Source organism: Paenibacillus tundrae (assembly GCF_036884255.1).
Classification (GTDB): domain Bacteria; phylum Bacillota; class Bacilli; order Paenibacillales; family Paenibacillaceae; genus Paenibacillus.
Genome location: NZ_CP145605.1, coordinates 4,227,756 through 4,241,278 on the forward strand (window position 1 = coordinate 4,227,756; position 13,523 = coordinate 4,241,278).

At 42.3% G+C, this 13,523-nt stretch carries 11 protein-coding genes; 2 read left to right on the forward strand and 9 right to left on the reverse strand.

Features of this window, described 5'->3' with window-relative positions:
- The first annotated feature begins 128 nt into the window (after window positions 1-128).
- Complete coding sequence (locus V6W81_RS18970; protein ID WP_156395444.1) at window positions 129-722, forward strand: thymidine kinase; 594 nt, start codon at window positions 129-131, stop codon at window positions 720-722.
- A gap of 244 nt (window positions 723-966) precedes the next feature.
- Here the strand turns inward: V6W81_RS18970 and V6W81_RS18975 are convergent, their stop codons facing one another.
- The 4 genes from V6W81_RS18975 to V6W81_RS18990 form a co-directional block, all read right to left on the reverse strand.
- Window positions 967-1,443, reverse strand: coding sequence for a hypothetical protein (locus tag V6W81_RS18975; RefSeq protein WP_017687614.1), 477 nt, complete (start codon window positions 1,441-1,443; stop codon window positions 967-969).
- A gap of 526 nt (window positions 1,444-1,969) precedes the next feature.
- Window positions 1,970-2,614: a hypothetical protein gene (locus V6W81_RS18980; RefSeq protein ID WP_260985289.1), complete on the reverse strand. Its 645-nt coding sequence runs from the start codon at window positions 2,612-2,614 to the stop codon at window positions 1,970-1,972.
- A gap of 226 nt (window positions 2,615-2,840) precedes the next feature.
- Window positions 2,841-3,878, reverse strand: a complete 1,038-nt coding sequence (locus tag V6W81_RS18985) for an NAD(P)/FAD-dependent oxidoreductase (protein ID WP_338540061.1) — start codon at window positions 3,876-3,878, stop codon at window positions 2,841-2,843.
- A gap of 158 nt (window positions 3,879-4,036) precedes the next feature.
- Window positions 4,037-6,013 (reverse strand): AraC family transcriptional regulator, encoded by a 1,977-nt coding sequence (locus V6W81_RS18990; RefSeq protein ID WP_338540062.1) that lies wholly within the window; start codon window positions 6,011-6,013, stop codon window positions 4,037-4,039.
- 192 nt (window positions 6,014-6,205) lie between these two features.
- On the opposite strand from V6W81_RS18990, the gene V6W81_RS18995 reads away from it, so the two are divergent.
- Window positions 6,206-7,009, forward strand: a complete 804-nt coding sequence (locus V6W81_RS18995) for a hypothetical protein (protein ID WP_338540063.1) — start codon at window positions 6,206-6,208, stop codon at window positions 7,007-7,009.
- Between the two features lie 187 nt (window positions 7,010-7,196).
- Here the strand turns inward: V6W81_RS18995 and V6W81_RS19000 are convergent, their stop codons facing one another.
- From V6W81_RS19000 to ahrC, 5 genes are all read right to left on the reverse strand, one after another.
- Entirely contained in the window at window positions 7,197-8,171 is a 975-nt protein-coding gene (locus V6W81_RS19000; protein ID WP_338540064.1) for a GGDEF domain-containing protein, read from the reverse strand.
- A 641-nt stretch (window positions 8,172-8,812) separates the two neighbouring features.
- The gene (spo0A, locus tag V6W81_RS19005) at window positions 8,813-9,631 is read right to left on the reverse strand and encodes a sporulation transcription factor Spo0A (RefSeq protein ID WP_145045285.1); all 819 of its coding nucleotides are present in this window, start codon (window positions 9,629-9,631) and stop codon (window positions 8,813-8,815) included.
- Window positions 9,632-9,823: 192 nt separating this feature from the next.
- The gene (spoIVB, locus tag V6W81_RS19010) at window positions 9,824-11,155 is read right to left on the reverse strand and encodes a SpoIVB peptidase (protein WP_338540065.1); all 1,332 of its coding nucleotides are present in this window, start codon (window positions 11,153-11,155) and stop codon (window positions 9,824-9,826) included.
- 102 nt (window positions 11,156-11,257) lie between these two features.
- The gene (gene recN / locus V6W81_RS19015; protein WP_338540066.1) at window positions 11,258-12,994 is read right to left on the reverse strand and encodes a DNA repair protein RecN; all 1,737 of its coding nucleotides are present in this window, start codon (window positions 12,992-12,994) and stop codon (window positions 11,258-11,260) included.
- 53 nt (window positions 12,995-13,047) lie between these two features.
- Window positions 13,048-13,497, reverse strand: coding sequence for a transcriptional regulator AhrC/ArgR (gene ahrC / locus V6W81_RS19020; RefSeq protein ID WP_145045291.1), 450 nt, complete (start codon window positions 13,495-13,497; stop codon window positions 13,048-13,050).
- Between the last annotated feature and the right edge of the window lie 26 nt (window positions 13,498-13,523).

Genomic DNA, 13,523 nt, shown 5'->3' on the forward strand with positions numbered 1-13,523 from the left:
GAACAAAGATTTTGTGGTACTCTGTAATGGTCGCTTTTTTTGTCAGCATTTTGCAAACTTCAATAATAGGATTATATTTTTGCAAAATGCTGTTCGTTAATTCTGTATGTGAGAGGAGTAGCAGCATCGTGCCAACAGGACGTATAACCGTTATTACAGGACCTATGTTTAGTGAAAAATCAGGGGAACTTATTCGCCGCTGCCAAAAGTTAAGCCAATTTGGACGTAAAAAGGTGGTTGCCTATAAACCTGCTGAAGATGATCGCTTTGCTCAAGACGAAATTGTTAGCCGGATCGGCTATCGACTGACCGCACACTCCATTCCCCGTCAATTGACGAACGAGCTGGTGGAGACGATTATAACTCAAACGAAAGATGCAGATGTCGTTGCATTTGATGAAGTTCAATTTTTCAGTAGTGCTATTATGGAGCTTGTATCAGAACTCGCTTATTGTGGTAAACATGTCATTGTGGATGGACTTAATATGGATTACCGCGGCAAAGAGTTTGGATATATAGGCGGTCTACTTGCGATGGCTGACGACATCGAGAAGCTCTCTGCATTCTGTGCAGTATGTGGAAGCCCCGACGCTGCTTTTACACAGCGAATTGTAAATGGAGAGCCCGTAACCCTTGGCCCCGTAGTGATGATCGGAGATTCGGAAGCTTATGAGCCACGTTGCCGGAGCTGCTTCATTCCACCACATAAGGTGGAGTGTTAGGATCCTTGTATTTAAATATTGGTTTCTTAACAGCGAGTTCTGCTACTCCTGAAACCTAATATATTCCCAAAGCCCTTAGGGGCTTTTTTTTCTACTATTTACTTTATTATATTTTCTTAAGCGATCCTGTTTCAACTCCATCCAATCACCTTCTACCGCCCCGCCCAATGATCTTCCCAGTTTCACATTTAGCAGAACAAAAAAAAGCACCGCGCACTGGCGATGCTTCCACAGATGAATCTCGCTAATCGCGAGAGACAAAATATTTGTTGGTCATGTAGTAAGCGTCACCTCGGGACGTTTCCACCATTCCTTTTTTGGCATCCAGAAATACAATCTCTTTACACTTCGTGCAATACCACTTCGTACGCTTGTAAGGAGATTCTGTCACGTAAGCCGTGCCACATTTGCAATCAATCTTCATCAATAATTCGGTTGATTTATAAGCACTGGACAAGCGTTCCAGGTTATCCTGTTGCTGTGTAGGCATAATCGTCTGTTGATAATCGGATAAATGATTCTGAACCTTAAAGTCTGCCACAAGACCAGCGTTTAATCCAAAGAACTCCTTGCCGATCTCAGTCACGAAGCGCTTCTCATTTCTGTAGCAATCCAGCCACTCAATAATTTGCTTGTTAGACAGTGGAACCGTACCCTTGATACCGCTGTTTAAGGTGTAGGTCATGATGTATAAAGTATCGTCTTGTCTACCTGAGTACATTAGAATCCTCCTTCGAATACATTTGCTAATGTACTACAAAAACGCGCATAAATCAAAGTAATGTTATTTCCTTAGCGCATCTTTTTGAATTAAATGGGAACCATTTCCTTACAATCAGCAGTCGTTTTACAGGAACTGCATACACCTGCAACTTTTCCCTTTGGATCTCCATGAAAATATAATTTTGACCTTTTTCTGGCACAGCGAGCAGAAGTACCTCCTCTCTACTTGGGTAGTCTAATTCAATCATTTTACTGCGTTTTGAGACTATCTGGATCCGCATAAAAAGCCAAATCACTTCATCTCTCTCACTCTTCCTTAATGTCTACTTCTTCCCAAATGGTTCTTGAGGCTGTGCAATTATGCTCTTATGTATACGTAACCAAGTTGTGCATGGCTATCTCATAAACTATTCGACGTTTTTATTATATTTCCTGTTTTTATTATCGCTATACATATAAAAAAACCGACAAAACATGTCTCTTCTCTTAACATCAAAAAGAAAAGCTGCGTCGGTTATGTTACTTTATTTATAATACGTACCTAATACTTCAAGTGCAGATGACCGCTCGATGCGAAAAGGATAGATATACCCCATGTTCAATCGTTTGAACTTTCTCCCCCATAGATCAAGGCCAGATGTAAACTGATAAGCCTGATATATAAATTTGGAGCAGTAATTGCGTTCAATGCTACGCAGATTCGTCTGTAAACGATACAGTTTGACCTGTGGATAATACTCTTGCACCCATTCTGCGGCTCTTAGACCTGCCATATTCATCCGAGATCGAAAAACAATAAAACGATCCCCTGCATAAAACCGATTTAGATACCACTCCATCGTATCCGCAAATACAGGTCCATAAGGATGCACATGATAGATCTTACCGTCGAGCCCAATAATGCCCATATGTCCAGCATAATATGTGGACTCTGAGCTCGGCGTATATACGATGTCTCCTGGTTCTAGCTTAATCTCACTTATATCAGCAATCGGCCGATCCTGCTGCAGTCGTCTTGCAGCGGTACGTTCACGTCTTCGTTCCACCAACAGTCGATGCAATGCACCTGCTAACGCCAAATAAATAACGGAGCCTTTTATTTTCTTTTTCCTTAATAAGTTAAGCCACTGTACGATCTGGGTGGATGCACGTCGAAACACATTCTTCATTAATGTCTGCCTCCACAATGATTGAGTTGGTTTATCAAGCTGTTATGCTCTCTAAGCCTATTATAGACAGTGGAGCATAACCGATCAATTAGACTGCTTATATAGAATGTACAGATCAGGGAGATTCATACAACTCCTATGTAAAAAAGCAGCTCTGGGTTATCCCAAAGCCGCTTCCTTTTTGAATACTTATTTAGTCCAAATCCACATATTTGATCCTATCCATTTACTCTTCTGTAACGCCAAGAGCTTTGTTTTTCTCTTTAAATCTGCTGTTATGGGAAGATACATAAGCTACTTTATCAGCCTCTGGATCCATATACAGCTTCGCACTATTTACCGCAAGTGCTGCGTCCGTAAACGTACCTGCAATGAGATGCAGTTTACTGCCATAGTTTACAAAATCCCCTGCCGCAAACACTCCGGGAATATTCGTATGTAACTTCTCGGATACGCTCACATGCCATTCACCAAGATCTAAACCCCAGTCACGGATAGGCCCAAAATCACTCTTCATTCCGTGGTTAACAATAATGGCATCCACATCGAGCAATTCACTTTCACCCGTTTCAATGTGAGAAATGGTTACTTGCTCAATAACTTCACCATTCGTGCTATGCAATGTTTCCACAGCATACGGGGTACGCACATCCACCGAAGATTCCTTCATACGCAGGACGTTACGCTCCAATCCACCAAACCGCTCACGACGATGCACGACGGTCACCTGTTCAGCCAGTGGTTCAAGCTCGTTTGCCCAATCGACAGCGGAATCTCCCCCGCCAGAGATTAATACCTTTTTACCACGGAAAGGTTCCAACTCCTGTACGGTATAATGAAGGTTGGTCACCTCAAAACGATCAGCACCTTCAATCTCAAGCTTAGCCATCTTGTAGATACCATAACCAATGGCCATGATGACGGTTCTAGTCCAATGCTTTTCCCCTGTGGAGGAAGTCAATATAATAGTTCCATCTGGCTGACGCTCGAATCCTTCAATCTGTTGCTCAAACACCAGGGTTGGCTCAAATGTTCTAGCCTGTTGTTCCAACTGCTTAATCAGATCAGCACATAATGTAGGTGTAACACCGCCCACATCCCAGATCATCTTCTCAGGATAAAACAACATGCGTCCTCCAAGCTGATCCCGAGCCTCAATTAATTTGGTCTTCATATCACGCATACCGCTATAAAATGCAGAGTACATCCCGGCTGGGCCCCCGCCAATAATTGTTACATCATACAATTCCAATGGTTGGTCCATTACGTTACCTCCGTTATTTCGATCCATAACACGCGACCATTTGATATCGATTCTCATTATCATTCAATACCTAGTGTAATGGGAAACTTATCAAAATACAATGGATATTTAACAAACATTTTTTGTACAAAGATGATATTTATCTCATCGTACTCTGTTTACTTCACTTTTGGTGCATCCAGCAAGTGTTCAACAACAAAATCAAGTTGCTTGTTAATGGAGTATATATCTGAGTAATAAAAGAAATTAAAATCAATTTCTATCAAACGGCCTTCTTTGACAGCTGGAATACTACTCCAGATCGGATTATCTGACAAATTGTCCATTCCCTCATATGCGGAACGGAACAGATAGTCCCCTACGTATTCAGGTAAAACTTCCATAGATACGGTAGAGCCAGCAGCCTCTGAAGTCACATCAATTTTCTGTTGGACAACTTCTGGCGCCTTCATCCCCAGATACTCGTATACCACTTGCGAGCCTCGGCCAAATTGCTTGCTTTCCACGACGGCCATCCCTTTGAATCCGCCTTCTACAATGGAAATTGTTTTATCGAGGATACCTGCGTCTGCTAGTATTTTCTTACTTTCTTCAACTTTGCTGTTCAGATCGGAAAGTAATTTCTCCGCTTCTTGTTCTTTGCCAAAAATAGTTGCGATGTTCACAAGTCTCTCTTCAGTTGTCAATTTCTCATAGGGGATATACACTGTAGGCGCGATATCTTTTAATAGATCATATGTCTCCTCCGAAGGAACAATAATCAAATCTGGATCAAGATCGATGACTGCTTCAGGATTAGGTTCAAACCATGTACCTAACGAGTTAACACCTTCAAGCTCGTTTTTGTATGCAGCCCCATCATATACGTCTGATGTAGCAATTGGTTTAATTCCCAGTGCCACTACATCTCCCTGAAGATAGAGTACAACGACTCTTTTAGGGTTAGCTGGTACAACAACATCACCTTTAACTGTAGACACAGTACGGGTGCCACTATCCGTGTTCACCTGATTGCCTGGCTCTGATGTTGCAGCTACTGTTGTATTGGTTTTATTGGAGCTCGCTCCCGTACTCTCACTTGCCATTGGCGTGGCTGAACCCGCCCCACATGCAGCTAACATCATGGTTAAGCTTAACAAGGCGACTAAAAACATACCTGTTGTTGTTTTCTTTCTTCTCATCGGTGTAGACCCTCCGTCTATATATTGATAATGATTCTCATAACCAATATATCCTCGCTTCCATTTCCAGCCAATGGACGATTCGGAGACCTCTAATGGACGATCCTCTATAATCTCTTGCTGACGTACCCTTTGCTGATAGCGAGTCGGGGAGATTCCAACATGTTTTTTGAACAATCTACTAAAATAATACACATCCGTATATCCCACTTCTACTGCAATTTCCCTAAGTGTCACATTAGATTTGATTAGCATTCTGCGAGCCTCAGCCAGTCTGATCTGAATTAAATAGTCAATCGGACTTGAACCCGTTTTCTGTTTAAACTGCATCGATAAATGACGAGAGCTATAATTGAAGCGTTCAGCCAGATCATCCAATGTCACTTGTTCCCGGTAGTGGTCATGAAGATAACGGAGCGTATGCTGTACCGGATCTGAACTCATCACCGAGCTCTTTTCTGTGGATAACTGAAGCATTAATTCATGGATAAATTGATAAAATAGGCTTTTTACATATAACCTCTCAATATTCCCTGGTTGAAACCATGCCTTCTCCAAATGATCCAAATGCTTCATTAAACTAAGCGGTGCTTGGGGGATAAAGGCATATTGCTGGGCAAAGGGAGAAGACCATTTCTGCTCCCAACGTCCCGTGTTTCGAAGGTTGGGGAATGCCAGAAATGCTCGATAGAAGAGAAGCACATATTCAAATTCCTCTCTCACCTGAAATTGAAGACGAGAACCTTTGGCTGCATGGAGCATATAAAATGAATTCGCTTCATGCTCTTGCCCGTCTACTACAATCCATGCAGAGCCACGAGTAGCGTACATAAATCCGTTTGCCGGCAAATCATAGGGTTCCACCTCTTCTCCGGCCTTGAGTATCACCCTGCGAATATCGAGAATCTTCACAGCCGCTTGATTCCACTGTTTTATTTGTTCATTCAAATGCATCTATGACTCTCCAATCCACCTACGTCATTATCGCTCTATTTTTCATTGATAACCATTATCATTTAAAATGCGTTTAGATGCAATACCAGGTTATGTATACAAGGTAGATCTCGATTATGATATTCACTTCCTTCACATAACATCCGATATATGTAATTAAGTCTAGAAAATAACGTATAAGGAGAGAAGACGATGAGTTCAATAACGCCTGCATCCAAATCCAATACCAGTTTCAATTCTAGCCACATGCAATCCAATCGGGATAAAGATATTCAAGCACTAATGCAACGAAAGACTAAATTAAACGAAGAACTACAGACAGTTAGAGCTAATGATGAGCTTGATGTCAAAACAAAAGCCGAACGGGTTAAATCCTTAACCAGCTCCATCGCCCAAGTAGACAGTCAGATTGCCCAGATTAAAGCAGAGGAGCTACAGGAAAAGAATAAGTCTAGACAACCTGAAAACACCAAGCAACAGCAAAACAATCAACCAACTGAAGAGAATCAGCTTCGTAACATGGATCATCTAATCAAGCATAGTCAGACCTATGATCAGTTAGGGAAATTAGTGGGAATGCGTGAACGAATGAACAGCTCCATTCAAACGATTGAGGGTGAGACCAAATTCGATCGTTTAGTCTTGGAGATTAATGCGGAGAATGATACAGGAAAATCAGATATGCTCGCTAATGCGGAACGCACTGTTTTTCAGAAGAAACGTGAGGCTGTGCAAGACATTCAGTCTCAAATTCATAAGGTAGACCAGAAGCTAGGGGAACTAATTAAGGACATCCATCAGCCATCAAGCCAAAAACCAATAACAACTCCTTCTACTTCTGCATCCGAAGAGCACACTATTGAAGACAAACAAACGGGAGAAACGCCTAAGTCAGCCCAAGATTCGTCTCTTCCACAGGATCAAGAACCTAGCGCTCATCCACCAAAGGATAATGCAACCGTTCAATCCTACACGCCTATAGATGTCCGCATCTAAAAGGATGAACTAATAACTCATTAAAAAGATAAATCATAATTCCTAAACCTCGCTCCAGTTACGAACTACAAAAGAACGGAAGTCCAACTACATAATTTATTATATAAACAAAAATAACCGTTACCGATCGAGCTTCTAATCATCAGGTAACGGTTATTTATCGTTTATAAAGAAAGGACACTTCACATTATGAGTTAAGATTTCTTACCGTCTCTTCATTGTCACAAATAATGCTGCCTAGCGTCGATTTACAAATTTTCTTAATCCGTGTAGCTTCATGAATAACTTCATCAATATGAGCAAAGCTTTTGGATCGATTCGTAACTACCGCTATAGAAAGAGAAACGAGTGGAATTTGTCCATGTAGCCCAGAGCGTCCTGCCCCTACAACGTGATTATTTTCTAGATCTTGGCTGTTGTAAAACTCTCTTTTGAGCTTTTCAAAACCTGCAACAACTTCCTCGCAATCTTTCAGATAGTCATGGTGATTCAGGATGACAATAAAATCATCACCACCGATATGACCTAAAAATGCCTCTGGCACAGTAAAATATTCACGTAATAAATCAGCGGTTGCTTGTATAAGCGCATCCCCCATTTTGAAACCATAGCTATCATTATATGATTTGAAATAGTCTAGATCGAGATAAAGCACGCTAAAGCGCTCCAGCAGATAGGATTGGCATAAACGATCATCAATCATTCGGTTGCCCGGAAGACCCGTTAACGGATTCATAAAACTTGCCATCTCGGCTCTAACATCAGCAACGGCTAATAACAAATGACGAATGCTAATCGCACCGCACAAAGCACCCTTGGATATAACCAGCACAAGATCGTATAGTTCTTCCTCAGAGCGATTCATAGCCTGAATACTAACGTCCGTGATCTGCTCCATATAGTCAACCACGAGCGGGCTATTGTTCATCACAAGCTCTACAGAACGACCCATGTACAAGTTATATCCATATTGCGTTCCAATCTGTTGAAAAAAACGTGCTCGCATCAATAACGACGGCATACCTTCTGCTCCTACAATGGCTACCCCTTCCAGATTTGGATTGGATCTAAAAAGACGATATACAGCTTCACATTTCGTGTCAGACGTAATTACAGGAATACTTTCTGCGATGTCGCCTATATGTGTAAATATACCGTTCACCTTCTTCTCATCGCTCTTTATGTAGAATCGGAAACTTCTATGAAATCAAATATACTCCGGTATGCCTATAATGTTATAAAAATATGTAGTCATATCGTACCACCTTCAACTATAAAAAGAATCAATTTAACGTAAAGTTTGAAATTAAATCTGAATTCGATCTTGAGATCTTGAGGTCTTGATGCGAGCTACCTTTTACCTTTTCTAAATTTACATGTTAAAGTATCAACGTTCCTCTTTGCTCTCATAATAAATACATCCTACGCCAAATCAGAATAATCATCATTTTCTCTACTAAGAGGACGCATACTTTTATATACCCTGTGGAGAGTTAATAAAAGCAGAAAATAGCAAAAAAACGCCATGTAAAGGCTATTGTTACTCCCCGTTACATGACGGTGCCATTTTGAGATGAATTGTAATTTTTAACTGTAAAGTAATGATTGATGATTTGCCGTTATCTCTTTGCCAGTTTCATTAGACATTTGATCTTCCATTTGTCTCATCAATTTTTACCAACAAAAAATTTAACCCAGTAAACTAGAATAGTCGACTGGGTCAAAATAAGTTCATTTATGTGGATCGTGTCACGAATGACACCTATCAATAATAAGTTCTCAGATGTGTTGTTCCGGATCCTTTCAAGACACCTTATGCTCAATTCTCAGCTTGTCAGCGACCATCGCGATGAATTCACTATTCGTTGGTTTCGACTTGCTGATGTTGATCGTGTAGCCAAACAAGTGACTGATGCTGTCGATATTACCGCGAGTCCATGCCACTTCAATGGCGTGGCGAATGGCACGTTCGACGCGGGACGGCGTGGTTTTGAATTTTTCAGCAATAGCTGGATACAACGTTTTGGTGATTGCACCCAAAATTTCGATATTGTTATACACCATTGTGATGGCCTCACGCAAATACTGATATCCTTTAATATGCGCAGGAACGCCGATTTCATGTATGATCGATGTAATGCTCGCATCCAAATTTTTGTGTTTGCCCATAGGCACCACATTGGACTTATTCATGAACATAGATGAGCTGCTGTTGTTATTATTCGAGGAGATCGTTGTTTGCGAGCCTACAAGCTGGCGTACACGATTTGCGAGAACTTCCATGTCAAATGGTTTCAAGATGTAATATGAAGCTCCGAGTTGCACGGCACGCTGTGTGATATTCTCTTGCCCGAATGCGGTTAACATGATGACCTTAGGCTGTGGAGACAGATTCAAATTACGTAGACGCTCAAGCACACCCAGACCATCCAGATGAGGCATGATAATGTCCAGAATCAAGACATCCGGTACATTACGAGTCTGTTCCAGCAATTGCAGAACTTCTTCTCCGTTGTAAGCAATCCCGGTTACTTCCATATCTTCCTGTTCGGATATATATTCGGCAAGCAAATTCGTAAATTCACGATTATCATCGGCCAGCAATACCTCAATTTTTTGCAAAACGGTATCCTCCTTTAATTTAAACATCATTTCGTACATTTCCTTACAGGTTAAATTTTCGACATGAGAGAGGAAATTCCTTCTGTCGAAAATTATTTTTCTTTATTTTTTTTTCTCGTTGCTATATAATAAATAATTTATTTCATTATCCGAGCATTTATGTATTCATTCGACAAAAAATCTTAAGGCGGATTAACCTGCCTTAAGATTTTTAGACGTTTCCTTTTTGAGCATAACTCCTGCATCTTGTAACATCCACTCAATGAAGCAACCATAACCTGATTTAGGATCATTGACGAATACGTGCGTTACGGCACCAATCAGCTTGCCATTCTGTACAATTGGACTTCCACTCATCCCTTGAACAATACCACCGGTCTTTTCAATTAACTTTGGATCGGTGATCCGCAACACAAGCCCTTTAGTTGCTGGTTCAGACTGATCTGCTACATGCACAATGTCAATGGAGTATCGTTCAACCTGCTGACCTTCAACAACCGTTAAAATTTCAGCGGGACCTTCCTTCACTTCACGAGAAAAGGCTACGGGAATTCCCTTCGAATACAAGCTGTGATCAGGGTTGTTAGACATCTTACCGAAAATGCCAAATGCCGTATTACGCTCAATATTGCCCAAAATTTTACTTTCCTTCAGGAAATGTGCTCGCTTTTCCCCTGGATCGCCTGATTCGCTTTTAGAAATAGACGTTACATTAGACTGCACGATCTGACCACTGCCTACAACGATGGACGTTTGAGTGTTCGTGTCGGTGATCACATGTCCCAGTGCCCCGTATACGCCTTGGTCAGGAGCATAGAACGTCAGCGTGCCAACTCCAGCAGCGGAGTCCCGAATATATAATCCAAGTCTCCACGCTTGATCCTCTGCATCATAGGCCGGTGTTAAACGGGTTTTGACCGTTTCATTGCCTCGTTTAAGAACGACATCAATCCCTTTTTTACTCTTGCCTGCTCGTTCAACTGCCTCGGCTACACCACTTACACCCTCCAGACGTTTACCATCCATATGGGTAATCAGATCACCGAGCTTAATTCCTGCATCTTCTCCTGGCGAAACACGTTGATCTTGTCCAGCACCAATTAAGTGATGACCGACCACAAGAATACCTGCTGATTTTACTTTGACGCCAATGGTTTGACCCCCGGGTACAACACGCAAATCTGGAATAACATTTACGTTAACCGTCTTCACCGGTATTTTGCCCCACAATTTCAAGGTTAATTTAGCATGACCTGTTTGTTGTGGGTGAAGGTGTAGAGGCTCTAGCTTGGTTACGTTTACGGCTTGTTCTTGTCCATCTAGACCAACGATATCCGGTCGGTCCACAACTGCACTTGACGTAGCAGGCACAGCAAGACGAACCTCTGCTTGCCTACCCGCAAATACCTGAACTTCATCAGGCAATGAGGCATAACTTTGCACAGGCTGAATCGCCTGGCTAATTAAACAGAGAAAGAAGGCAAATAAAAGACCTAGCAATTTCTTCCTGAGGGGGGAATTCAATGGCTGTCACACTCCCTTTGCTTCTTTCGCTTGACGAAAGGTGGTCGCCAATTGCGTACCTATAAGATAACCTCGCCCCCAGGCTTTTATTACTGTCAATCATTACGCCAGCCGCTCGTTTCCCCCTTTTTTGGCTTCCGCCAAATTCAGCATTTCCTGTGCGTGATGCAGTGTTTTTTCTGTAATTTCCACGCCACCGAGCATACGTGCCAATTCCTTCACTCTGCCCTCGTTTGACAGCGATTCCACTTGAGTCATCGTACGTCCGTCCACGACGTGCTTCTCAATCAAATATTGATGATCAGCCATACACGCTACTTGTGGCAAGTGCGTTATGGAGAACACTTGACAGGTTGAGGACAGTCGGAATAGCTTCTCTGCGATGGATTGAGCCGCTCTACCGCTCACACCTGTATCCACCTCGTCAAAGATCAGTACAGGAATGCGATCATGACGTGCAAAAATACTCTTCATCGCCAGCATCATTCTCGACAATTCACCGCCTGAAGCGATTTTTCCCAATGGACGAAGAGGTTCACCTGGATTCGGAGAGATCAAGAATTCAGCATTGTCCGCACCCTGACGAGTCAAACGAATACGTCGCCCATTCCATTCGATGCCTTTCGGATCCTCAAACGGAGTTATTTGCACACGCAGCGTTGTTCGTTCCATCTGCAGATCCTTCAATTCACTCTCCACCTGTGCAGCAAGGTCTTCCGCACACTGTTTCCGCACACGGCTTAATTCCTCAGCTGATTCCATAACCAGAACAAGCAGCTTATCACGCTGACTACGTAGCTTCTCTAAGCGCTCATCTTTATTTTCAAGCTGATCTGTCTCGTGGCTAATCTGTTCATAATAATTCAGTATAAGTTCAACACTGTCTCCATATTTGCGACGAAGTCCAGAGATTAAGTTCAATCGCTGTTCGACTTCTTCCAGCCTGTCTGGATTAAATTCAATTTTTTCGCGGTAATCCCTTAGTTGGAAGGTTACATCCTCCAATTGATAAAAGGCAGATTGCAACTGCTCCACAATTGGCTGTAGGCCTTTGCTATCATAGCCAGAGATATCCTCGATTCGTGAAAGTGCAATGCTTATCGCTTCTAAGCCACGTTGCCCACTAAGCAAATCATATGCACCCGCAACACTGTCCATCATTTTCTCACTATGGGATAGTTTGACCCGTTCTTCACCGAGTAATTCATCTTCCCCGCTTGTAAGGCTGGCTGCTGCAATCTCTTCAAGTTGGAAACGATACATGTCCAGCAACTGATATGCACGCTGACTTGACTCTTGGAGAGCGCGTAGCTCCTTCTCCGCAGCGATAAACTGGCTGTAACGAGCCTGATATTCTGATTTAATGGGGCCAATGATTGTAGCTCCGTACGTATCTAGAAGCCCCAGATGGCTCTCTGGTCGAAGCAAGCTCTGATGCTCATGCTGACCATGGATATTGATTAACTTCTCGCCAACCTCACGGAGCATCGTTAAATTCACCAATTGGCCGTTAATACGAGAAGTACTCTTACCTTGCGTATTCAATTCCCGACGGATGACCAAGTGCTCCTCTGGTTCACAATGAATGCCCAGTTTCTCAAGTGTTTCCCATACCGGATGCCCTTGCTCCATTTCGAAGAGAGCCTCCATCTCTGCCTTCTCACAACCATAACGGATTAAATCAGCTGAACTACGACCACCAGCAATCAAACCCAGGGCATCAATGATAATTGATTTACCCGCACCCGTTTCCCCTGAAAGCACATGAAAGCCAGCATGAAATACAACATCCACCTCTTCAACAACTGCCAAATTGCGAATCGATAAAGTAACTAACATCTGCAAAAACACCTCCGGATGACAAAACTTAGCACTTCAATTTATATGATTTCCTAGGAAATATAACCCATAATGCGGTCAATCACTGTAACGCTGTTATCTTCAGTACGGCAGATAATCAGAATCGTATCGTCTCCACAGATTGTTCCCATCACTTCTGTCCATTCGATATTATCCAGTAATGCCGCAATGGAATTAGCTGTCCCAGGCAAACATTTCATAACAACCAGATTATTCGCATGGTCAATGTGTAGAAAATTATCCACTAATGCACGTTTCAGCTTTTGGATCGGATTGTACCTTTGGTCGGTTGGAAGAGAATATTTATATCGCCCATCATCCATAGGGATTTTAATCAGTAACAATTCTTTAATGTCACGGGATACCGTGGCTTGAGTTACTTGAAAACCCGATTGTCGCAAAGCTTCAACGAGATCATCCTGAGTTTCAATTTCATTCTGACTTATAATTTCACGTATCTTAATGTGTCGTTGTCCTTTCATAAAAGCCTCCAGTTCTAGTAATTGCC

Bases quoted from the DNA above. Each gene is read 5' to 3' on its own strand.
- V6W81_RS18975 (WP_017687614.1), bottom strand. From the start codon at position 1,443: ATGTACTCAGGTAGACAAGACGATACTTTATACATCATGACCTACACC.
- V6W81_RS18980 (WP_260985289.1), bottom strand. From the start codon at position 2,614: ATGAAGAATGTGTTTCGACGTGCATCCACCCAGATCGTACAGTGGCTT.
- V6W81_RS18985 (WP_338540061.1), bottom strand. From the start codon at position 3,878: ATGGACCAACCATTGGAATTGTATGATGTAACAATTATTGGCGGGGGC.
- V6W81_RS18990 (WP_338540062.1), bottom strand. From the start codon at position 6,013: ATGCATTTGAATGAACAAATAAAACAGTGGAATCAAGCGGCTGTGAAG.
- V6W81_RS18995 (WP_338540063.1), top strand. From the start codon at position 6,206: ATGAGTTCAATAACGCCTGCATCCAAATCCAATACCAGTTTCAATTCT.
- recN (WP_338540066.1), bottom strand. From the start codon at position 12,994: ATGTTAGTTACTTTATCGATTCGCAATTTGGCAGTTGTTGAAGAGGTG.
- ahrC (WP_145045291.1), bottom strand. From the start codon at position 13,497: ATGAAAGGACAACGACACATTAAGATACGTGAAATTATAAGTCAGAAT.